Annotated in this window: 13 protein-coding genes; 4 read left to right on the forward strand and 9 right to left on the reverse strand. The window is 36.2% G+C overall.

The window, feature by feature from the left end; translation table 11 throughout:
- Window positions 1-180 precede the first annotated feature (180 nt).
- The 8 genes from ACIDC4_RS02650 to ACIDC4_RS02685 all read right to left on the reverse strand — a co-directional run bounded on the left by ACIDC4_RS02650 (window position 181) and on the right by ACIDC4_RS02685 (window position 16520).
- Window positions 181-2187 carry a glycoside hydrolase family 97 protein gene (locus tag ACIDC4_RS02650; protein WP_412044355.1) on the reverse strand — a complete coding sequence of 669 codons (2007 nt, stop codon included), beginning with the start codon at window positions 2185-2187 and terminating at the stop codon, window positions 181-183.
- 329 nt (window positions 2188-2516) lie between these two features.
- Entirely contained in the window at window positions 2517-4916 is a 2400-nt protein-coding gene (locus ACIDC4_RS02655; RefSeq protein ID WP_412044356.1) for a glycoside hydrolase family 31 protein, read from the reverse strand.
- A gap of 28 nt (window positions 4917-4944) precedes the next feature.
- The gene (locus ACIDC4_RS02660; protein WP_412044357.1) at window positions 4945-7434 is read right to left on the reverse strand and encodes a glycoside hydrolase family 2 TIM barrel-domain containing protein; all 2490 of its coding nucleotides are present in this window, start codon (window positions 7432-7434) and stop codon (window positions 4945-4947) included.
- A 124-nt stretch (window positions 7435-7558) separates the two neighbouring features.
- A complete protein-coding gene (locus ACIDC4_RS02665; protein WP_412044358.1) occupies window positions 7559-8929 on the reverse strand; it encodes a hypothetical protein in 1371 nt (456 codons plus the stop codon).
- Window positions 8930-8951: 22 nt separating this feature from the next.
- Window positions 8952-10523: a RagB/SusD family nutrient uptake outer membrane protein gene (locus tag ACIDC4_RS02670; protein ID WP_412044359.1), complete on the reverse strand. Its 1572-nt coding sequence runs from the start codon at window positions 10521-10523 to the stop codon at window positions 8952-8954.
- Between the two features lie 11 nt (window positions 10524-10534).
- Window positions 10535-13660: a SusC/RagA family TonB-linked outer membrane protein gene (locus ACIDC4_RS02675; RefSeq protein ID WP_412044360.1), complete on the reverse strand. Its 3126-nt coding sequence runs from the start codon at window positions 13658-13660 to the stop codon at window positions 10535-10537.
- A 44-nt stretch (window positions 13661-13704) separates the two neighbouring features.
- Window positions 13705-15024 carry a xylose isomerase gene (xylA, locus tag ACIDC4_RS02680; protein WP_412044361.1) on the reverse strand — a complete coding sequence of 440 codons (1320 nt, stop codon included), beginning with the start codon at window positions 15022-15024 and terminating at the stop codon, window positions 13705-13707.
- A gap of 2 nt (window positions 15025-15026) precedes the next feature.
- Complete coding sequence (locus ACIDC4_RS02685; protein ID WP_412044362.1) at window positions 15027-16520, reverse strand: xylulokinase; 1494 nt, start codon at window positions 16518-16520, stop codon at window positions 15027-15029.
- 391 nt (window positions 16521-16911) lie between these two features.
- Between ACIDC4_RS02685 and ACIDC4_RS02690 the strand changes: the two genes are divergently transcribed.
- Window positions 16912-17628, forward strand: a complete 717-nt coding sequence (locus tag ACIDC4_RS02690) for an NUDIX hydrolase (RefSeq protein ID WP_412044363.1) — start codon at window positions 16912-16914, stop codon at window positions 17626-17628.
- Between the two features lie 21 nt (window positions 17629-17649).
- The gene (locus ACIDC4_RS02695) at window positions 17650-18375 is read left to right on the forward strand and encodes an NUDIX hydrolase (RefSeq protein WP_412044364.1); all 726 of its coding nucleotides are present in this window, start codon (window positions 17650-17652) and stop codon (window positions 18373-18375) included.
- Window positions 18376-18430: 55 nt separating this feature from the next.
- Here the strand turns inward: ACIDC4_RS02695 and ACIDC4_RS02700 are convergent, their stop codons facing one another.
- The gene (locus tag ACIDC4_RS02700; RefSeq protein WP_412044365.1) at window positions 18431-18640 is read right to left on the reverse strand and encodes a hypothetical protein; all 210 of its coding nucleotides are present in this window, start codon (window positions 18638-18640) and stop codon (window positions 18431-18433) included.
- A gap of 504 nt (window positions 18641-19144) precedes the next feature.
- On the opposite strand from ACIDC4_RS02700, the gene lepA reads away from it, so the two are divergent.
- Together lepA and ACIDC4_RS02710 are read left to right on the forward strand one after the other, a co-directional pair.
- Entirely contained in the window at window positions 19145-20941 is a 1797-nt protein-coding gene (lepA, locus tag ACIDC4_RS02705) for a translation elongation factor 4 (RefSeq protein WP_083692450.1), read from the forward strand.
- 211 nt (window positions 20942-21152) lie between these two features.
- Window positions 21153-24632: a fibronectin type III domain-containing protein gene (locus ACIDC4_RS02710; protein ID WP_412044366.1), complete on the forward strand. Its 3480-nt coding sequence runs from the start codon at window positions 21153-21155 to the stop codon at window positions 24630-24632.
- Window positions 24633-24664 lie beyond the last annotated feature (32 nt).

A 24664-nucleotide genomic window follows, 5' to 3' on the forward strand; every position in this document is an offset into this window, starting at 1 on the left:
CGAAACCTTTTTTTGAAACGTATCGGGTCTGAATTTTTATAAATTATATTTTTAAAATCTAATTGTTGTGCCTGGTAAATACCTAACAGGTTTTAGAAACCTGTTATTATAACAAAATCTAATCGTTACGTTGATAAACCCGACAGGTTTTAAAAATCTGTCGGGTTTGAAATTCTATATCTATAATTTTTTGAATCTAATTGCTGTTCCTCCTGCTCCGCCTAAATGTAATTTTAGTGAGTCTGAAGCTTTAACGGTTTTCTTCGAAATTGCTACTGCTTCCGGATTGTGTTTTTGATCTGTTCCTTCGGCATCAGCATAAATTTGTGCTTCGTATGTCGCATTTTTATCTAAGAATGATAATGAAATTTCAAGATCTCTTGCATTTTCATTGGTGATACTTCCTAAAAACCAATCGGCACTATTTCTGTCTTTACGAACTGTTGTAATGTATTGACCAATTTCGCCGTTCAGTACTTTTGTGTCTTCCCAGTCTGTTGGTACATCTTTCAAGAATTGTAATGCTGGTTTTCCTTCGTAATTTTCAGGAAGATCGGCCAACATTTGAATTGGAGAATAGGTTGTTACATAAATCGCCAATTGCTGCCCCACGGTTCCCTGAATTCTTTTTCCCGGATATCCTTGTTTTACCTCAACATCGAAAATTCCAGGTGTAAAATCCATTGGTCCAGAAAGTAATCTTGTAAACGGAATAATGCTTAAATGGTTAGGCGGATTTCCTTCGCTCCATGCATTATATTCTTGTCCGCGCGCTGCTTCTCTCGAAACCATGTTGGGGAAAGTTCTGCGTTCTCCCGTGTCTTTAATCGATTCGTGGTATAAAACGGCTAAATCGTATTGTGCTGCTTTTTCTAAAATATATCTGAAATAGTTTACTCCAAATTGCCCGAAGTGCATTTCTTTCATGTTTAATTTAGAACCTACGTGTCCAATTTTTACCGTATGAATTCCGAGTTTTTTGTATAAAGCAAAACCTTCGTCAACTTGTTGTAAATAATTGATCAGGTTCGAACCTGTTTCGTGATATCCAATTAATTCAATATCTTTTTTCTTTGCATATTCTACTACTTTTTCTAGGTCGAAATTGTCTGCATTTTTTGTAAAACTAAACATGTGCATGCGGTTTTCATACCAACCCGGCGTCCAGCCTTTGTTCCATCCTTCGATCAATAAATGATGAAATCCTTCTTTTGCGGTAAAATCGATATATTCTTCAGCGTGTTTTGTGGTTGCGCCTTGTTTGTTACTTTCCCAGAAAGTATATTTTCCAATGTGCATTCCCCACCAAATTCCAAGATATTTATAAGGTTTAAAATAACTGTCTGTATTTTTTAGCTTATTTGGTTCGTTCAGGTTTAAAATCAGATAAGATGTAATTAAATCTGTTGGTTTTTCTCCAATCTGAATGGTTCTCCACGAAGATGTGAAAGTATCTTTTACACGAACTTTTACACCATCTGACCAAGGCACAAGATCTGTTTTTAGTTGTGTTCCTACATTGTTTACCAAAGTTGTACTTGCATAATCAATAAGGTTTGCTTCGTGAAAACTTAATGCTAATCCGCTTTTACTTTCGATTGTTAACGGTGTTAAAACGGTATCGAGTTTACTAACCGGTGCTTCTTCAAACAAATATTCATCTCTGTTTTCTCTATTGGCCGGAATCCACCATGCTTTTCCATCTTCTTTCAGGTTAAAAGTCGTTTTTTCATCCATAATGAAAATACTGTCTTTTACATTTTGTTTTGGATATACATATCTAAAAGCTACTCCGTCATCGAAAGCACGAAACTGAATTTCTAATTTACGTTTGTTGCCGCTTTTTTGCTGTAACTCGACTACTAACTGATTGTAGTGATTTCTGATGTTTTTCTTTTCTCCCCAAACTTGTTCCCAGGTTTCATCGAAGGTTGAGTTTTTTACATTTTTGATTTCGAAATTAGAACTAAAGTCTTCATTTCCTTTTAGTAAAAATCCTAAATCTGATGGTGTAATCACTTCGGTTTTCCCGTGTGACACAGCATATTTAGGAGCGTTTTTTACTAACTCGAATTTGATTTTGTTTTGCCCGTTTGGCGATGCCAATTCGTAAGCATTTTTGTTTTTCTGACTGTATCCCATCGAAACTGAAAGGATTAAAGCGGGAAGAATGAGGTAATTTTTCATGATATTTTTCTTAATTCATTTTTAATAAATCGGGTGTTGCTAGTGCTTTCACCCGATTTAGAAACTCAACAAAAACTTATTTTTTATCCTAAGTTGGGATTATTTTATTTTAAACACATAGAAACATAGGATTTTGTAGACTTAAAAAAGGCGTTTCACTTGCATTAACAAACATAGCTATGTGTGAAGAAACTGGTTTCTTTTCGTCTTCTTTTTTAAAGAATAAGAAACCTATGTTTCTATGTGTTTAATTTTTTTCACGCAGATTCGGCAGATTTTTAATTTTTAATTCTCAATTTTTAATTATTTTAATCTGTGGCAACCCTTTTTTATTTCACCCACTCCGTTTTGAAAGTGGTTTTTCCGTTTAATGCATTTGGTGCAACTTCGAAATTGCTTCCGTTTTTGGTTACTTTTATTTCTTGTACTGCATCGCCGTCCGGTAAAAATACTTTGGCTGTCGCCGAAGTTGTTTTGTCACTTGCGTATACTTTTAATGTTAATTTACTCCAATCCATGTCTTTTGTAGATTGTGCTAAAGCGATGTGGGGCAAAGCTGTTCCGTCTTTTACTAACACTACAATTGGTACTTCTCCGGCTTTGATTTTATGCCATCCGGATTGGTATACTTTTTTAGTTTGATAATCGATCCAGGTTCCTTCCGGAAGATAAACGTCTCTTTCTTCTACTTCTTCAAAAAGCGGTGCAACCAACATGCTTGATCCAAATAAATATTCATTATCAACTAACCATGCTCCCGGATCATTTGGATATTCTACAAATAAAGCACGCATCATTGGTAATCCTTTTTGAGAACTTTCTTTTGCCTGAGCGTAGATATATGGCATTAATTCGTAACGCATATTATCTGCTTTTCTAAATCCTTCAAGGAAATCTTTGCTATACAACCAAGGTTCGCGCGGAGGTTCGCCGTGGCTTCTTACGTGCGAAGTAAACATTCCGAAAGGTGCCCATCTTCTGTATAAATTCTCTGGTGATTTTGTGGCAAATCCTCCTACGTCATGACTCCAGAAACTGAATCCGCTTAATCCTAATGAAAGTCCGCCGCGTAATTCTGCCGACATTGCTCCGTTTGAGGTTTCAGAATCTCCTCCCCAATGCAACGGGTAACGCTGAGATCCTGCCCACGTACTTCTTGCCCAAATTAAAGTATATCCTTTTTCTTTTTGGGTAATTTCGGCTACAGCCTTATTGTATCGTAACGGGTATAAATTGTGTTCGTAAAAACCTGTTCTTCCTGAATGGTAAATTCCGTCTGGCGGTGCTGCTTCTCCAAAATCTACTTTGAAAACCGAAACGCCCTGATCGAATAATTTTTTCAATTTTGCCTGATACCAGGTTACAGTTTCAGGGTTAGAAAAATCCAAAACGGCATCTTCATAAGGAAGATTTCCTTTGCGGTCTCTTACGGCTAAGTTTTTTTCCATGATTTCAGGAAACAAGGTATTTTTTGGTGTGAAATAGGGCAATTGCCATAAACAAACCTCGAAACCGTCTTTCTTCAAATCCGACATCATTTTTGTAGCATCCGGGAAACGAGATTTTGCAAACTCGTAATTGTTTCTCCAATCTACGTCAAACCAACCGGTATCAAAATGAATTACATCGGTTGGAATTTTATATTTACGTAAATCTCTTGCAACGTCACGTCCTTCTTTTTCAGAAAAATAAGTGATTCGGCTCATCCAGAAACCAAACGACCAAAGTGGTGGCATGGCTGCTTTTCCTGTCAAATCTGTGTATTGATCCAGAACGTCTTTTGGTTCTCCGATAAAGAAAAATAAATCGGCTTCGTCATCACCAATATACATTTCGTTGGCACTTGAAAAATATTTTCCAAAGTCAACAGTAATAGGTGTCGAATGGTGCATGAAAACGCCATAACCACGGCTGCTCATGTAAAACGGAATTGGTTTGTACATGGTTTCATTCTGGATTCCGTTGGCGTCATCCGTCCATAAAACTACTTTTTGTCCGCGTTTGTTGAATTGTGTGAAAGATTCTCCACAACCAAATATTTTCTCGTCCGGTTCTAAGCTAAAAGCAGCTCCCATACTTCTGGAGTAATCGCTGTTTCTGCGCACATACGAGAACGGAAGTGTTGGTGTATAGGTGTTTTTAAAATCGGTATCGTGAAGCGTACTGGTCAGCAATTTACCTTTTTCATCGTAGATTTTTACGTGCCAAGGTTTTGTCAAGATTTCTACAACTCCGTGTTTGCTGGTGTATTTGTGTCCGCCTTCGATTTTAGAATATTTCCATAATTCAGGATGATTGGGCGCAACTCCATTTATCAGCATCAAAGACTCTTTTTGAGGATGAAATTGTGGCCCTGAAGTTGTTTTGATTCTGATGGTTCGGTCGGAAACAAACTGGATTTCGAATGGCAAAACAGGAGATTCTTCATACTCTGTTGTTGGAAATTCGTTTGCTTTTTCAACATCTGGTTTCATCATCATGTTGTTGAAAGCCTGACGTGTTTTATAGTTATATCTCAGATATTTAATCGTTCCTTTTCCTGTTGCAGGATCAAAAGAAGCTAATTCATCGGCGAAATAAAAGGTATTCAGGTAATTCTGAAAATCTTTGCTGATGTCTATCGGAGCGTTAAGCACATCTGCGTTCTGAATTTGTGCTGACGCTTTTGGCGAAAGCAATAATGCAAAACCCATGAATAGAGATAATGAGGCTATCTGTATTTTTTTCATTGTGTCTTTTTTAGTTTATTAATAGTGGTTATTCTGCTGTAATTACAATTGTGGCCGGTTTTAGTCCATTCGCTTTAGCGGTTAATTCCAGTCTTCCTGTTTTCGTATCCGACTGAACAATGACCAAACATTTTCCTGCCAAAGCGCTATGTTTAGTTCCTTTGTACGGTTCGTGACTTACCGGATCTCCGCTGCAAACGCCAACAATTTTTCCGTTTCCTTTTAATGAGAAATTGATTTCGTTGTTTGCATTTGGTGCCAAAATTCCTTTTGCATCGAGAATGTCTACGGTTACAAATGACAGATCATTTCCATCGGCTTTAATATTACTTCTGTCTGCTGTCAGTTTTAATTTTTCAGGATTTCCGGCTGTTTTAATTTCGGTTTCCAGAACTGTTTTTCCGTCTTTACGGGAAATCGCTTTTAGTGTTCCGGGTTGAAAAGGAATTCTCCACATTACATGTAAATCATCTCCTTTTTTACTTCTGATGCCGACTGATTTTCCGTTAAGGAAAAGTTCAACCTCATCTGCTTTATTATAATAAGCCCAAACGTCTACGGTTTGTCCTGCTTTCCAGTTCCAATGCGGGAAAATGTGAAGGACGGTTTTGTCTGTCCATTCGCTTTGGTACATATAATAAACGTCTTTTGGGAAACCGGCTAAATCTACAATTCCGAAATACGAACTGATCGACGGCCATTCGTATGGAGTTGGTTCTCCAATATAATCGAAACCTGTCCAAATGTACATTCCTGAAAGGAAATCGTGTTTTTTGATTACTTTCCAGGTCGCTTCGTGCGTAGAACCCCAAGGTGTCTGTACCTGATCGTAAGCCGAAACCGTATTTCCCGAATTTCCTCCTTCAAATTTTTTATCCCAACTAACCGGCCATTTTTTTATGGTATCTGAAACAGCATCATAATAACCTCTTGTTTGTAAACCTGAAGTTGTTTCTGTTGCTATAAAAGGTGTATTTGGAAAGTTCTTTTGATGATGTTCGTACGTTTGATGCGCATAATTGTAACCAATTAAATCTAAAACTCCAGATGCTGCAAGCGGATTGATTTGAACATTATTTTTTTCGAATTGTAACGTTACGTCATCAATATTCATATTTACCGGCGGATTCATCGCTGCTGTCAACGGACGTGTTTTATCGTATTGACGTGTTATTGCGGCTAATTCTTTGGCAATCTCAACCCCTTTTTCATTCCATTGTTCCGGAATTTCGTTTCCAATACTCCAAACAAAAATACTTGGATGATTACGGTCGCGCAGCAATTGATCAATTAAATCTTTTTTGTGCCATTTGTCCCAATCGTTTCCGTAGTCGTATTTGGTTTTGGTTTGTTTCCACATGTCGAAAGCTTCATCCATGACAATGAAACCCATTTTATCGCAAAGATCTAAAAGTTCCGGAGCGGGAGGATTATGAGAAGTCCTGATTCCGTTTACGCCCATTTCTTTCATGATTTCCAATTGACGTTCGATAGCACGCGTATTAATAGCTGCACCCAACGGACCTAAATCGTGATGTAAACAAACTCCTTTTATTTTTACCTGTTTTCCATTCAAAATAAAACCTTTATCAAGATCAAATTTAAAATCCCTGATTCCGAAATTGGTTTTGTATTGATCTACAATTTTATCATCTACCGAAATCTCTGTAACTGCTATATACAATTCAGGTTTTTCAACAGACCATAAAATTGGCGTTTCTACCTGAGTTTCTTGTTTGATGGTTTGATTGGCATTTGCACCAATCGTTATATTTTGAGTAACCGATGTTACTTTTGTATCTTCTTTAAAAATAGTAGTGGTTACTGTTGCTTTTTTTGAAGCTGTGTTTTGGTTTTGAATGGTAGTTTCAAAATGTACCGAAGCTTTTTCTGCAGTAACTTTGGGCGTTGTCATATAAGTTCCCCATTGTGCAACGTGTAGTTTATCGGTGGTTTCGATCCAGACATTTCTAAAAATTCCTGATCCTGAATACCAGCGTGAATTGGGTTGTTTTGAATTGTCAACCTTTACAATAATTTCATTGTTTTTATCTCCGTAATTTAAGTATTTGGAGATTTCATATTGAAAACCAATGTATCCGTTTGGACGTTTTCCTAAATAATGTCCGTTTACCCAAACTTCGCTGTCTTTGTAAACGCCATCAAAAGTAATTGAAGTTACTTTACTACTATCTTCAGCAGCAACTTTGAATGTTTTTTTATACCAGCCTAAACCTCCGTTTAATGCTCCGCCTCCGTATCCGGCAGGACTTTTTTCGTCAAAATTACCTTCGATACTCCAATCATGAGGAACGTTTAAGGTTCTCCATTTGGTAGAAGTGCCAATGGTATCTTTATCAATTATGCTATCATTTAAATGAAAACTCCAATCTGAATTAAAAGAAACTTTTCTATTTGCAAAAGCATCCTCTTTTTTGCTGCAAGAGCCCAACAAGATAATTCCGATTAGCATTAATAATGGTAGTCCATTATTGAAGTATTTTCTTTTATTCTTCATTTTGAAAGGATTTTTAATATTTAAAAACAAATATAAACATGCCGATAGGCGACTTTGTAAATCCCCTACCGGTTGTTTTATACTTTTAAACAATTTGGTTTTTAGTTATAAAAACCGCCATTATTTAAGGGATGATGTAATGGAAAACGAACCACTCATCTTTAGTCGCATCGTAAGATGTCCCTAACCAAATACCTTTTTGAAGATAATCTTTATTGTATGCTTTTACTACTTTAATAACATTTACAGTTGGACTCATCCAGCTATCTGAATTTTGAATCAATGTTTCTGTTCCTAAATTAATCTCGTTGGTTGCTGCATTTATGGTAAATAAACCTGTAGTTACTACACCATTTTGACTGCGGGTATAGTTTAATTTACCTCCCCATTGATCAAAACGAATCCATGAATTACCTGCTACTGTAGCCCAGCCAGGGTTCCATCCCCAATCAGAAGAGCTGCTGGCATCAACTGTCCAGCCTATACCTTTTCCTACCCAGTCAACAGGGTTTCCTCCTGCATCTAATTTCCATACTCTTCCTGCACCAGCACCACCGGTTAACATTGTCAACAATTCGCCAGGGGCAAAAGTTGGATTGTAACCTTCGTCAAAAACTGGTACTGTAACTGGAGGAACGTAGGTTTCTGCATGTTCTTTAGAAACAAAATTCCAGATGTACCACCATGGTCCTTCGCTGTTGGTTCTCTTAATTGCAATTCGTAACTGATTGTCTGTAAGTGTTAATACTTTGATTTCACTTGTCCAGTTGCTTGCATTTGCAATATAATTGTCCGGTCTTAGGATAGTTGCTCCTGTAGTTGTTAAAGTATGTGCATTAACATCTAAGAAATAAGCTCCGCTTTCGATACTAGTTCCGTCAGCTTCATGAGTAGTCATAAATGGTCCACCGTCAAGGCTGAATGTCATGTATCTACCCCAGTGCATATCTGCATCTGTACTTGAATTTGCATTTCCTGCAGGTTCCCAGTTTGGAGAGAATTTATTCCATTCTACAACTGTACTTGGATCTGCATACGACATTGCTCCCTGCGCTAAACCATATTTACCATTGTCAAGTACCCACGATTTTTTATGGCCAACTCCACCAGATAATGCAGTCCAAAGCGGATCATTAACATAGTTTAAATTATCCTGACTTACCGTAATAGTTACCGGATCAAGCTCAACAAGACCACCACCAGTTGTTGCAGAAATTTTGATTGTATAAGTACCCTTAAAAGCATATTGTACTTTTTGTTCTGCCTTACTTGATTTTCCTGTAACATAATCCCAGTTTAATACCACTCCGGGAGTTGTATTTTTTAGTATTACAGTGTTTCCACCCGGATCTGTTACTAAATCCTGGGTAATTTCAAAATGTATATCCGATTTGTCCATTGCGCTGTCCAGAGCATATGAATCTGGAGAACAAGACGAAACCAGCATTAGTGCTAACACCAAAAATGATGTAACTAATAATTTAATATTTTTCATTTCTTTGATTTTTTAGTTAAAATTACCAACCAGCATTTTGTTTCAAAAGTCCTCCGGATAATGTAATCTGAGTATTCGGAATTTGGATCAGTCCTTTTGTTTCCTGAATTTTACCTGCCGAAATTGTTTTTGTTGTAGGAACTCCACCATTTAATAATGTTGTAGATTCTGCAATGGCAGAAGATGCTTTTCCAATACCCTGACGTAATAAATCATAGTATCTTACTCCTTCAAGAGCAAACTCCAGACGTCTTTCATTCAAAATATTATCAGCATTTACCGGTAATGAAACAAAGTTTTCTTTGTAAGCTCTTTCTCTAACTTCATCAAAGTAACGCTGCGCATTTCCACTTCCTAGTTCTGCAGCCATCAATAAAACATCTGAGTATCTTAACACGACATAATCCTGAAACTGACTGATATCCCAAAACTGGCTTCCCATAGCAATAGGAAGATCTACTCCGTCTTTATTCACCATTGGAGAATATTTTTTGTTGTAATATCCAGTATATTCTCTTTGGCTATTTTTTTTATCAAATGGTATCTTTTCTTCATCAACTCCAATAATACTTGCAGTACGTCTTGTATCTGTTGCGCTGTAAGCATTCCATAACTTTGAATTTACGGTAACTCCCCAACCACGGCCGTATGGATAAGAAGAGAATTCTCTCATACCAAACATTACCATCCATTGGTTACTATCAGTATTTCCGTTATAGTCGCTTGTATAAGTGTATTTTATTGAAAACACAAACTCTCTATTACCTTCTCCTGCATACTTATCTACTGAAGCTGCCGGCCATAAAGTAGAAAAATCAGCTACTAAACCATGACCACTAGAAGCAATAACATCTTCTAAATGTCCTAAAGCCTGAGTTTTATTTACTACACCAACTAAATCAGATTTCCCGTAATATCCTGTGTAATATAAATAAACACGCCCTAGTAAAGATTTTGCTGCCCATTTTGTAATGCGTCCGTTTGGTTTTGCATTATAAGCTTCTGTAGGTAAATTGTTTGATGCAAATACCAAATCATCTGCTATTACTTTATAAATTGCTTCTGGAGTCGCCTGAGCTTCATCTTCAGCTGCTGGAGTTGTCACTAAAGGCACACTTCCCCATAAGCGGGTCATTTCAAAATAAATATATGCTCTTATGAATCTAGTTTCAGATTCGTATGTATTTCTTAAAGCAGTATCTCCCTGCCATTCGATCTGATCCATTTTAGACAATAACATATTGCAACGGTAAATTGCTTTGTAATAAGCGATCCAGTTGGAATTAAGTAAATCAGTATCTCCGGGAGATCTTGAAATATCAAATTCGTCGATAGCGGCATAATTGTAACCATCTGAATTTCCGGTACCTCCAAAACAATCATCAGACATTATTTCGCTTATTACAGGAATTCCCATTCCTGCTCCGCCTGTTGCTACCTGCATTCCATCATAACAACCTACTAATGCTACATAAGCATCGTCTTTGGTTTTGTAAAAACTTGTATCTATTGGAGTCAAAGGCTCTGTTTCTAAACTACAAGAACCCAGAGACAATAAACTCAAACAGAAAATATATAAATATGTATTTTTCATCTTTTTATTTATTAAAGTTTAACATTTAATCCTAACATGAATGTTCTTGGTCTTGGATAATATCCAACATCTACACCTGATGAAAATTTCTGGTCATCGTTTGAAGATCCAAATCCAATTTCAGGGTCCATACCATTGTATTTCGTGAAAGTGTAAAGGTTTAATACTGAAAAGTAAACTCTAAACTGGCTTGCAAAAAATGGTTTTGATTGTTTCATTTTTGCCAAATCAAATCCTAATGTTACCGTGCTAATTCTTAAGAAATCACCATCCTGAACATATAAGTCAGAAAACTGTGTAAAGTTTCTGTTGTCTTCTGTTACTCTTGGTACTGTGTTAGAAGATCCTTCTCCGTGCCAACGATCTAATATTGCAGAAGTATAATTTCCGTAAGCACCAGATTGGTTTCTGTACGATTGTACAATTTGGTTTCCTGCTACTCCATTTGCTAAAAGAGAAAAGTCAAAAGCTTTATAACTTGCAGATAAAGAGAATCCGTAAGTAAAGTCAGGATTAGGATTTCCTATACTTGTTTTATCGGTAGCGTCAATTTTATCATCTCCGTTTGTATTTACATAAATAATATCTCCAGGAGCTGCAGTAGGTTGTAATACTACACCGTTTGCCGATTTATAATTGTCGATCTGTGCCTGATTCTGGAAAACACCTCCAGTTTTATATCCCCAGAAATAGCCTAACGGATATCCGTTTTGTGCTCTGTAAAATTCAGGTGAATTATCATAAAGTTCATTTGGTAAACCGTGAATTATTCCACCGTCTGCAGGTATCTCACCTACTGTGTTTTTATTGTAAGCACCATTTGCACTCACACTGTATTTAAAATCTCCAATACTGTTTTGGTAATTCAAACTTACCTCAACACCTTTATTTACAACATTTCCTCCGTTAATAAATGGTGGGTTAGCACCTTTAATTCCTGAAATTGGAGCTAATATTAACCAGTCTTTGTTTGTTTTCTTATAAAAATCAACCGTAAAATTCAATGCATTGTCTAAAAATCTTGCATCAAGACCAAGGTCAATTTGCTCTGAAGTTTCCCATTTTAAATCCAGATTAGATAATCTGTCCGGGTATGCTCCCGGAGTAAGTACTCCTTCTTCGTCTCCAAAATTATAATTAGTATTATTCACTTTTATTGGTGACAGATATTGAAAAGCTCTTGCGTTCTGATTTCCAACTTGCCCCCAGGATGCTCTTAACTTAAGAAAATTGATCACTTTTGAATCTCTTAAAAATTCTTCGTTTGATGCAATCCAACCTGCTGAAACTGATGGGAAATATCCCCACTCATTTTCTTTAGAAAAAATAGAAGATCCATCAACTCTAAAAGTGGCATTTAATAAATAGGTTTCTCTAAAATTATAGTTTAACCTACCAAAATAAGACATTCTTTTAGTCTGTTGCTTGATACCATTTAATGCTATTTTAGCTCCGTCTTTATTAGTCGTATTGTCTAACCAGGCATGTTCTAAATCATCAAAAAACGAATCTGCATTTGTAGCCGATATAGTCGTTCCGTCAAAATTAATAGACGATGTTCCCACCATTGCTTCAAAATGATGCGTTTCGGCCACATTAAATTTATACGTCAATAAGTTATCCCAGGTAAGTGTTTTACCTTTGTTCATGTTTTGATTTACTTTATCAAAAGCACTGTTTGCATAAATCGACAATTGATATTTAGGAGAATAAGAATGTCCTTCGCCAGCATAATAATCAAGACCTAAAGTAGTTTTGAATGTTAAGTTTTTTATTGGCTCAATTTGCAAATAAACATTACCCAATAATTTTTGGTTGTTATTTTCATTTTGATTGTTGTACTCCATTAATGCATAAGGATTTGCCTGACCCGCTAACCAAGGCTCGCTGTTCTTGGTACTATCGTAATAGTTACCATTTGCATCGTACATTGGTAATAATGGTGATACCTGGAAAGCACTTCTTAAAGAATTGCTGTACTGATTTCCAACTCCAATTCCGTTTTTATTGATGTAAGCAAAACTTAAGTTCTGACCAAAAGTCAATACATCTTTGTATAATTTATGTTCTGAATTGAATCTGAAATTATAACGCTCATAGTTTGATAAATCTTTACCTCCTACAACTCCTTCTTGTCCTAAATACGATAAAGATGAGGAATAAACAGAAGTATCTGAACCACCGGAAACACCAAATGAGAAGTTTTTAGTCGCTGCATTATCTACTAACATTTTATCCATCCAGTTGGTTCCTTTTCCCATTGAAGCAATCTGGCTGTTGGAGAAATATGGATTTTTCCCTGAATTTACAGCTGCTTCATTCAAGATAGTAGCATATTCTGTTGCATCTAGTAAATCAACTTTTCTGGATACTGATTGTACTCCATAATACTGATCAAAAGTAACTTGTCCTGCAGAACCTCTTTTTCCTTTTTTGGTTGTTACCAAAACAACTCCGTTAGAAGCTTGAGAACCATAGATTGCAGCAGATGCAGCATCCTTTAATACAGAAATAGATTCGATATCTGAATTGCTCAAATAAGAAATATCTGTTGTAAGTATTCCGTCTACAACATATAACGGACTGCTTCCTGCTGTTGAACCCACACCTCTAATTACCACATTTAATCCTTCTCCCGGTTGCCCTGAAGTAGAGGTAATCTGGATACCCGCTGCCTGCCCCTGAAGTGCCTGTAGTGCATTGGTTGTATTGGTTTTGGCAAGATTTTCTCCGCTCACCTGAGTAACAGCATTAGTAACAAGTGTTTTCTTTTGTGAACCGTACCCAATAACGACAACCTCTTTAAGATCTGCCGCTTCTGTTTGTAAAGTAACAGCGATTGTTTTTTGAGTTCCAATGGTAATACGTTGCGTTTTAAATCCCATAAAACTGATCACGATTACGTTACCCGTTTTGGCGTCTAATTTAAAATTTCCATCAAAATCTGTAGATGTTGCTGTCTTCGTGCCTTCGATAGCTACAGTAGCACCGGGAACACTCATACCATCATCTCCTGATTTTACATTTCCGGTTATCGATTGCTCTTGGGCAAAACCGGACTGCATCATAAATACACTAAGCAACAGCGCCATACAAAACGAGAGCGGTGTTGTTTTAATACAATGTTTGCTTTTCATAATAGTTAAGAATTGGTTTAAATTATAGTTAGTAATTTTTAGTCTTAGTACGCATTCGAAATAATCTGTTCGAATAATTCCTGTCTTCCACTTAGTGGTTGAGGTTCTCCACTTGCACGGGCAATTTTGCTAAGATCTTCAAGAGATAATTCTCCGTTTTCGAACTTCGCTCCGTTTCCGCCGTCAAATGAACTGTAACGCTGCGTGCGTAATTTTCTGTAATCTGTATTTTGTAGTATGTGATCTGCGCAGATTAATCCTCTTGCAAAAACATCCATTCCTGCAATGTGCGCAATGAATTTATCTTCTAAATCGATTGAATTTCTTCTCACTTTTGCATCGAAGTTTACGCCTCCACCCTGAATTCCTCCACCTTCAAGGATAACTAACATTGCCTGAGTCACTTCCTGAAGATTGATAGGGAATTGATCTGTATCCCAACCGTTTTGGTAATCACCTCTGTTGGCATCAATGCTTCCTAACATTCCGGCATCAACAGCAACCTGCAATTCGTGCTCGAACGAATGTCCGGCAAGCGTTGCGTGGTTTACTTCAAGGTTTAATTTGAAATCATTTTGAAGTCCGTACTTATTAATGAAACCTAATGAAGTCGCTGCATCATAATCGTATTGATGTTTTGTAGGTTCCATTGGTTTTGGTTCGATCAGGAAGTTTCCTTTAAAACCTTCTTTACGAGCATAATCTTTACAAGTATTTAAGAATCTTCCTAAATGGTCTAGTTCTCTTTTCATGTCTGTGTTCAACAAACTCATGTATCCTTCACGACCTCCCCAGAAAACATAATTTTCTCCGCCAAGAGCAATTGTTGCATCGATTGCAATTTTTGCCTGAGCTCCTGCATACGCCAAAACATCAAAGTTTGGGTTTGTCGCTGCACCATTCATATAGCGAGGATTGCTGAATAAGTTTGAAGTTCCCCACAACAATTTAATTCCGGATTCTTGTTGTTTTTGTTTTGCATATTCAACCATAGTCTGAATACGAGTTTCAAATTCTGCCAATGTTGGTGCGTCATCTACCACATCTACATCATGAAAACAATAGTAAGGCAAACCTAATTTTGTCATGAATTCAAAAGCCGCATCCATTTTGTCTTTGGCTCTTAAGATCACGTTTTCGTTTTTATCCCAGGAGAAAGTTTCAGTCGAAGCTCCAAACGGATCTCCACCTGTGTTACATAGCGTGTGCCAGTATGCCATTGAAAAACGTAAATGCTCTTTCAACGTTTTTCCCGCAACAACACGATTTTCGTCGTACCATTTAAATGCCAATGGGTTAGTACTTTCTCTGCCTTCGAACTTAATAGTATCGATGTTTTTAAAATATTGATTAGTTGTGCTCATTATTATTGTTCTATTTTAATTTGACTTTTCCATTCCTGATAGTAATCCTGATATTGCGATGTCAGGATTTTGTTGGGTTCAATTCTTTCTAAACATTGCAATCCTGCGAAAGCTTCGTCCAGCGAATTGTAAAATCCTAAACCGTAAGCGGCACCTCTTGCTGCACCTTCGGCTCCGGATGTATTGTATAATTCTAAAGTTGTTTGTGTTGTATTGGTGAAGATTTCTCTAAAAACCGGACTTAAAAATAAGTTCGAATTTCCGGCGCGAACTATAGTTCCAGAAACTCCAACTTCTTTCATCACATCAAAACCGTAATTCATGGCAAACACGATTCCTTCGCAGGCTGCACGCACCAAATGTGAGGGTTGATGAATATTGAAGTTTAAATTCTGAATTCCCGAAGTGGCATTTTTATTGTTGAAGATACGTTCAACACCATTTCCGAAAGGGTAAAAACGAAGTCCGTTGCTACCTGCCGCCACTTTTGCAGCTTCGGCATTTAGTTTTTCGTACGCAATTAATTCCGCTCTGTCGACCGACATGATTTTGCGTAACCATTGGTATAAAATTCCAGAACCGTTAATGCATACCATAACACCGTTGCGTTTTTCAGTTTCTGTATTGTTGACGTGTAAAAAAGTATTGATTCTGTTTTGTTTGTCGTAAGCATCCTGATCGCTTACGGCATAAACCACTGCCGAAGTTCCGGCTGTCGTAGCAATTTCGCCTGGTTTCAAAACATTCAATGACAATGCATTGTTGGGCTGATCTCCTGCTCTGTAAGTAATTTTTGCATTAGGATTTAACCCTAATTCTTGTGCTATTTCCGGGTGAATGGTTGACTGAATTCCAAAATTGGAGACAATTTCCGGAACTATATCTGATGATAATCCCATTTGAGAAAGGATTTCTGTTGCTAGTTTTCCTTCAGAGAAATTCCACAAAGCGGCTTCTGACAATCCTGAAGTACTAATTTGAGCCACTTTTGATAATTTCGCAGCAATAAAATCGCCTGGAAGCATCATGTATTTTGCTTTTGCAAAAACTTCCGGCTGATTGTCTTTTACCCATTTTAGTTTTGATGCTGTAAAGTTTCCGGGGCTTCCTAAAATTTGTTTTTGAGAATTCTCAGCACCCATTTTAGCATAAATCTCATCTCCAATAATGGCTGCACGACTGTCGCACCAAATAATCGAAGAACGAACGGGATTCAAATTTTCATCGGTTAAAACCAAACCGTGCATTTGATAGGCAATCCCTATTCCGGCAATTTTCTTTAAATCAATATTAGATTTTGAACCTAATTGTTTGATTCCGTCTTTTACAAATTGCCACCATGATTCAGGATCTTGTTCTGCCCAGCCAAATTCCTGAGCAATAATTGGCATTTCAAAATCAGGAACGCTAACGGCTCCAATGGTCGCTCCTTTTTTGGGATCGAAAACTGATAATTTTATCGAAGAGCTTCCTAAATCAATTCCTAAAAAAAACATTTGGTGGTATTTTAAGTTAGTTATAGATTTGTCCTTTTTAAACTTATAGTCAAACTGAACTTATCTTATGGTTAATTTGACTACAAGTGTAAAACATTTTTTCTATATTAACAAAATATTAGGGTTATATTTTTTCAATTCTGATAATTGGATCCTCATTTTTATGAATACAATAAAATATTGGCTTAAATAGAATAAAAAAATATCAAAAAAATAACGAATTAGCAATTTGACAATCAGCCGTTTAGGAATTATAATTTAAGAATGACTTTTTTTAACAAATTACAAACAGCTGATTGTCAGAAAATTATTTCGTTAAAAAAAATATAAAGGATTTATAAAAGCAACTAGTCATTTTATTTATTTAATTTGTTTAAAATTTAAGTAGCATATGGTCAAAAATGTAGCCGACGATTCAGCTTTAAAAGCCGAACAAACCGCAATGAATGCGATCACGATTGACTGTGTCATATTTGGATTTGATAAAGGGAGTTTAGAAGTACTATTGGTACAACACGGAGAAGGTATCAGTAAAGGAAAATGGGGACTTCCGGGAGGATGGATTTATAAAAAGGAAAGTACAGACAATGCCGCGCATCGTTTACTAAACGAACTTACGGGTCTGGATAACATCTACTTAGAACAGCTAAAAGCATTTGGAGATCCGGATCGTTTTCCGCTTCGACGCGTTATCACTATAGGTTATTATGCTTTGGTAAAACGAGAAGATTATAATATTAAAGCAGGTTTTACGGCTTCTGATGCCAAGTGGTATAAGATCAATAGCATTCCGGATTTGATTTATGATCATAACGAAATTTTGGCTTATAGTTTAAAACATCTTCAAAACAGAGTACGCCAGGCACCGCTTGGATTCAATCTTTTGCCTGAAAAATTTACTTTATTGCAATTGATGCATTTGTATGAAGAGATTTTAGGTGTAGAAATGGATAAATCTAATTTCCGAAGAAAAATTCTTCACATGAAATTATTAGTTGCATTAGACGAAAAACAGCAAGATGTTTCGCATAGAGCTGCTAAATTGTATAAATTTGATCCGGAGATTTACAACAAACTCACCGAAAAGGGATTCAATTTTGAATTTTAAAACTATCGACAATCTTAGCAAATGACTTTTTTATCTTCTAAAAACATTTCGGATACTACCAATAAAACGACTACTCCGGAAATAGACGGAATGACGATTGACTGCGTTATTTTTGGATTTAATAAAGCAAGTCTCGAAGTACTTTTAGTTCAGCACGCTGAAGGAGAAAGCATAGGTAAATGGGGACTTCTGGGCGGATACATGAAGAGAGAAGAAAGCGCTGATGATGCCGCACACCGCATTGTGTATGAGCTTACGAGTCTGGATAATATATATTTAGAGCAGTTAAAAGCTTTTACAAATCCGGATCGTGTGCCTGAAAGACGAGTGGTTACTATTGGTTATTATACTTTGGTCAATCGTGAAGATTATAATATCAAAGCAAGTTTATCTGTCATTGAAGCAAAGTGGCACAAGATTGATATGGTTCCCGAATTAATTTTCGACCATAGCGAAATCCTCAACTTTAGTTTGATGCAGTTGCGTAATCGCGTTCGTCAGGCTCCAATTGGTTTTAATCTTTTACCTGAAAAATTTACCTTATTGCAATTAATGCATTTGTATGAAGAAATTTTAGGAATCGAATTAGACAAATCTAATTTCCGAAGAAAAATTCTCCATATGAAATTGCTTGTTGAACTCGATGAAAAACAAAAAGCTGTATCGCACAGAGCGGCTAAATTGTACAAATTCGATTCTGATACTTATAAAAAACTTACTGAAAAAGGATTTAGTTTTGAATTCTAAAACACAAAGAGGTATCTGTTTCCTGATACCTCTTTTTTTATACTAATTTTACTGATTAGAAACACATTAAAACACAGGTATAACCGTCAAGCATAGGATAAGAACTTCCCTGACAACCTGTAGCCACTAATCCGTAACCGGACGAGCAAATACTTTTAGGAACAGTAAATCTGCCAACGGGAGTTACACCGCCCATAATATTTTTCATTTCATCTTTACTAAGCTTGCCAAATTTTTCAGTAAGCTGCATGGTTTGTTTTTTCATAATTTGTTTGATTTTAATTATTAGTAAAAAATAAACACTCTCTTTTGATGTACTTTTTGCAATAAAATCCTGCGCACAGATTTTTCATAAAAAGCAATATCAAAATTTCAACTATAACGCAATTATTATTATAGTCACAATGACTACAAGTATAGTTGTATTTTCAGAAATCGACAAGTATTCGCACAAAAAATACAGATTATTCAAACAAAACTTAGTTATGTTTTTTTTTCAGCAAAGATGTTTTCTTATGAAGGCAATAAAAAAGATAATCCTTACATTTTTGGGCACAAAGTTATAATTGATAATGAACGAATTAGCATAATTCTATCTCTTAAAAAACAGCTTTCTGGCCTCAAAACTCAAAATCGGAGAAGTACATTCCAGAATCCAAAACTTTGCGCTATCTTTGCGGCTTAATAACACGCTCAACAGCAATTGCTACAGCGCAAATTTATACCCTGAAAATTACTTAAAACTCGCTAAGAGAATTGAAATATTAAAATGAAGAAGATACGTAACTTTTGCATTATTGCACACATTGACCACGGTAAAAGTACATTGGCAGACCGCTTATTGGGCGCTACACAAACCGTTACAGCTCGTGAAGAGAAAGCTCAATTGCTTGACAACATGGACCTGGAACGTGAGCGTGGAATCACCATTAAGAGTCACGCCATTCAGATGGAATATACTTATAAAGGAGAAGAATATATTTTAAATCTTATTGACACTCCTGGTCACGTTGACTTTTCATACGAAGTTTCAAGATCTATTGCAGCTTGCGAAGGGGCACTTTTGATTGTTGATGCTGCACAAAGTATTCAGGCACAAACGATTTCTAACTTATATCTGGCTTTAGAGAATGATCTTGAAATTATTCCGGTTTTGAATAAAGTAGATTTACCAAGTGCTAATCCTGAAGAAGTTAGTGATGATATTATCGATTTATTAGGATGTAAACTGGAAGATATTATTCATGCATCGGGAAAAACCGGTTTTGGTGTTGAGAATATCTTAGCTGCCATTATCGAAAAAATCCCACCTCCGTCAGGAAATGTTGATGAGCCATTACAAGCTTTGATTTTCGATTCGCATTATAATCCGTTTCGTGGAATCGAAGTAATCTTTAGGGTTGTAAACGGTGAAATCAGAAAAGGGCAAAAAATTAAATTCATGGCTACAGGCAATGAATATTTTGCTGACGAAATTGGAACTTTAAAACTAAATCAAGTTCCTAAAAATGTGATTTCTGCTGGTGATGTTGGTTATTTAATTTCAGGAATTAAAGAAGCCAAAGAAGTAAAAGTTGGTGATACACTAACAGATGCTAAAACACCAACTACTAATATGATTACTGGTTTCGAGGATGTAAAACCAATGGTTTTCGCCGGAATTTATCCAGTAGATACTGAAGATTACGAAGATTTGCGTTCTTCTATGGAAAAACTGCAGCTTAATGATGCTTCGCTAGTTTTTACTCCAGAAAGTTCTGCGGCTTTAGGATTTGGTTTCCGTTGCGGGTTCTTAGGAATGCTTCACATGGAAATTATCCAGGAACGTTTAGAGCGTGAGTTCGACATGACGGTAATTACAACTGTACCTAACGTTTCGTATTTGGCTTATACCAAAAAAGAACCAGAAGTTCCATTTGTTGTAAATAATCCTTCTGACTTACCTGAACCTTCGCGTTTAGACCGAGTTGAAGAACCTTATATTAAAGCAACCATCATTACAAAATCTGATTTCGTTGGAAACGTAATGAGTTTGTGTATCGAAAAACGTGGTCAAATTACCAATCAAACGTATTTGACAACAGAACGTGTTGAATTGAATTTTGATATGCCATTGGCGGAAATTGTATTCGATTTTTACGATCGTCTAAAAACAGTTTCTAAAGGTTATGCTTCTTTTGATTACTCTCCTATTGGAATGAGAACTTCGAAACTGGTAAAACTGGATGTTCTTTTGAATGCTCAAACGGTTGATGCTCTTTCAGCTTTGATTCACGAAGACAATGCGTATAACATTGGTAAAAAAATGACCGAAAAATTACGCGAGTTAATCCCAAGACAACAATTTGATATTCCGATTCAGGCTGCAATTGGTGCAAAAATCATTGCTCGTGAAACGATAAAAGCACTTCGTAAAGACGTTACCGCAAAATGTTATGGTGGTGATATTTCGCGTAAGCGTAAATTACTAGAGAAACAGAAAAAAGGTAAAAAACGTATGAGACAAGTAGGAAACGTTGAGATTCCTCAAGAAGCGTTTATGGCTGTTTTGAAACTTAACGATTAGATTTGTTTTTTAGAATAAAGAATATAGACTAAACCCGATGACGAAAGTTGTCGGGTTTTTTGTTGCTTTCAAAATTCATTATTTCAAATTTGCTTTAAACAAAAAAAAATTAATACTATTTTTTTAATGCATAAAAAACAATAGATTTACTACAAAAATTACATACTAAAAAAACATATTATTAAATCAGAAATTGTTCAAGACTCTGCCTATGAAACGAACTTTACTCCAAAAAAAATTCAAATTAGTTTTAGTGATTCTGTTCTTAATGCCATTATTTATACACGCTAATTACAAAGACTCATTTTCATTTCAAATCGCAGACACCGAAGCTCCTACAGCTCCAACTAATGCAAAAGCGTATCAAACCTTTGCCACAACCTGTTCCATACAATGGACTTCCTCAACAGATAATGTTGGAGTTGCTTATTATGAGATATATAATGGAACTGTTCTGATAGGCACATCAGATCAATCTGCTCCATATTTTAAAATCACAGGGTTAACAGAATTAACTTCTTATACCTTTAGTGTAAAAGCAAAAGATGCGGCTGGAAACGTTTCTTCATCAAGCAATTTGATCTTGGTTACTACGCCAGACGGAACTAAACCTACTACACCAACAAATCTAACAGCATCAGATATAACCGCAACTTCAGTTAATTTATCATGGACCGGTTCAACAGATAATGTTGGTGTTACCGGTTATTCGATATACAATAACACTTTTACATTATGGGCAAAAGTAGACGGAGCCACAAGAACTTTCAACGCTACAGGATTAAAACAATCAACTACCTATAATTTTTCAATTAAGGCTACTGATGCGGCACTAAACAGTTCTTTAGAAAGTAATATTGTATCGGTTAGAGCCCTGGATATTATTCCCCCTACGACTCCAACCAACCTCTCCTCTTCTGGCACTACAACCACATCAGTAAATTTGTCCTGGACGGCTTCATCAGATAGTGAAGGTGTTACAGCTTATGACATCTATCAAGGAGAAAATTTACTAATTGGAAATACAGCTAACACAAACTATACAATAACAGGGTTACAAGCAAATAATTTTTATTCATTCTCCGTGAAAGCCAGAGATGCAGCCGGAAATATTTCGAACGCAACGATCCCACTGGTATGCGAAACTCTTGATGCAATTCCGCCAACCACACCCGCAAGTTTGACAGCATCTCAAATAAGCGATACATCAGTAAATCTATCCTGGACTGCTTCAACAGATAATAAAAAAGTCACTGGATATGAACTTTATGTAAATGGCAATTTATCAACGACTCTAAATGTTTTAGAATTCAGAATAACTACGTTAGCACCAAATACAAATTATACATTTTATGTAAAAGCCAAAGATGCAGCTGGAAATTCATCAGCATCAAGCAATGTTGTTACTTTAAAAACAAATCCTGCATATTGTGTGTCTAAAGGCTACAGTCAAATATTTGATGAATATATAGCAAGAGTTCAAATTGGAACTATCGACAAAAAATCAAATGTTTCTGCTATTAGCTATACTGACGCTACAAATATTGCGACAGAATTAAAAAAAGGCGAAACTTATTCTATTACCGTTACACCAAAAGAGTGGATCAGCGGAAAAACTCAATTTGGGTTAAGATATGCTGCATGGATTGACTATAACGGCGATATGGATTTTTATGATTCGGAAGAATTGATTTGGTCTCAAGAAGTTACAACAAACTCACCCGTAAGAGGAACTTTTACGGTTCCTGTTAATGCTATTACAGCCAAAACCAGAATTAGGATAACTGTTAGAGATGGTGGCGCAGCAGGAGTTCCATCGCCTTGTGGAGATTACACCAACACTTATAATTACGGCGAAACAGAAGATTATACTGCTGACATAATAAATAATACAGTAGATGAGAATGCACCGGAAGCACCTGCAAATTTAACTGCATCCGGCACGACCTGGACAACGACGAACTTATCCTGGACAGCACCAGTAAACAATGCAGATATAACAGGTTATGAAATTTATAAGGAAAATATTTTAATTGGAACTTCAGCAACAGCTAATTTTAATGTTACAGGATTGCTGCAAGGCTACGTTTATTTATTTACTGTAAAAGCTAAAAATTCAAACGGACTTCTATCAAAATCAAGTGTTCCGGTTTCAGTAACAACACCTAAAGACACAACAAGCCCAACAACTCCTGCAAATCTAAGAGCAACAACAATAACGGCTACAAACATCACCATTTCCTGGGATCCTTCGACTAATAACGGTGGCGGTATATCCTATTTAATTTATAATGATGCTGATTTAATTGCAACAGTAAAAGATACTAAAGCAGCCATAATTAAACTTGCAAATAATGTTACGTATAACTTTAGTGTTCAAGCTGCTGATGAATTCGGAAATAAATCGGTCAAAGCTGCTATTTCGGTTATGACATTAAAAGATACAACTCCTCCAGCGGCTCCAACTCAGCTTATAGCAACTGAAACAACAACAACTACGACAAACTTGTCCTGGACCGCCGCTACAGATGATGAATATGTTACGTATTACGATATTTATAATGGCGCAAATTTACTTTATTCTGTATCAGGGGAAATTACTAATTATAATGTGACAGGATTAAAAGAAGGGACAGCCTATTCTTTTACTGTAGTTGCCAGAGACAGAGGTTTGAACAAAACATCCAGCAGTCCTCTTTCTGTTACCACAGTGTCTATACCAAAATACTGCATTCCGGGAAGTACCGCACAAAACAATGATAATATTACTAATGTTACACTAGGTAAAATTAATAATTCTGCCTCATCTGGGGTGTATAGTGATTTTAAAAGCACAGGAGGATTCGTAATTCCCGGACAAGAAAATACGATAAGTGTATCTGTTTCTAAATACTATTCCGGCTCTAAACCCAGCGGATTAGCGTACTGGATTGATTTGAATGGAGATTCAGACTTTGATGACGATGGAGAATTGATTTTCAGTACCATTATTACTGCTGAAACATTTACAGCAATCAAAAAATTCACAATCCCAGTTACGGTAACTCCTGGAAGGACAAAGATGAGAATTTCCTTAAAAGAAAATGGGATTCCGTCTCCTTGTGAAAAGTTTTATAATGGAGCAATTCAAGATTATATATTGGATATCAAAGATCCTATTATTGAATTTGAAGCTCCAAGCACACCAAAAAATTTAAGTGTATCAAATATTACTAAAACCTCAGCTATTTTATCATGGGAAGAATCAACAGACAATATAGCGGTTACGAGTTATGATATTTACCAAGGAAATACTTTAATTGGCACTACGAACGTAACCAATTATACGCTGACTGGATTAAGTGCCGAAACGGTTTACTCATATACCATAAAAGCAAAAGATTATGCTAAAAACATTTCCGCTTCAAGCGATCCAATTTCGTTAACTACAGCTAACCTTTCAATAGAGGAGCATGATTCAAAATCGCAACGTTATGTAATTTATCCAAATCCATCGCATGATAATTTATTTATAAAGGCAAGTAATGACAGAGCTGCTTTTTTCAAAATAAGCAATATTGGTGGCCAAATTATAAAAACAGGGAACGTAACAGAACAAGCTATAGATGTCAGCATGCTGCCTTCCGGAATTTATATAATCGAATTGAATGACGGTGAAAAACCTATCTCAAGCAAATTCATTAAAAAGTAATCTTTTAACCAAATTGAATCAAAACCCGATAG

It is taken from the genome of Flavobacterium sp. C3NV (genome assembly GCF_046825355.2).
Taxonomy (GTDB): Bacteria; Bacteroidota; Bacteroidia; order Flavobacteriales; family Flavobacteriaceae; genus Flavobacterium.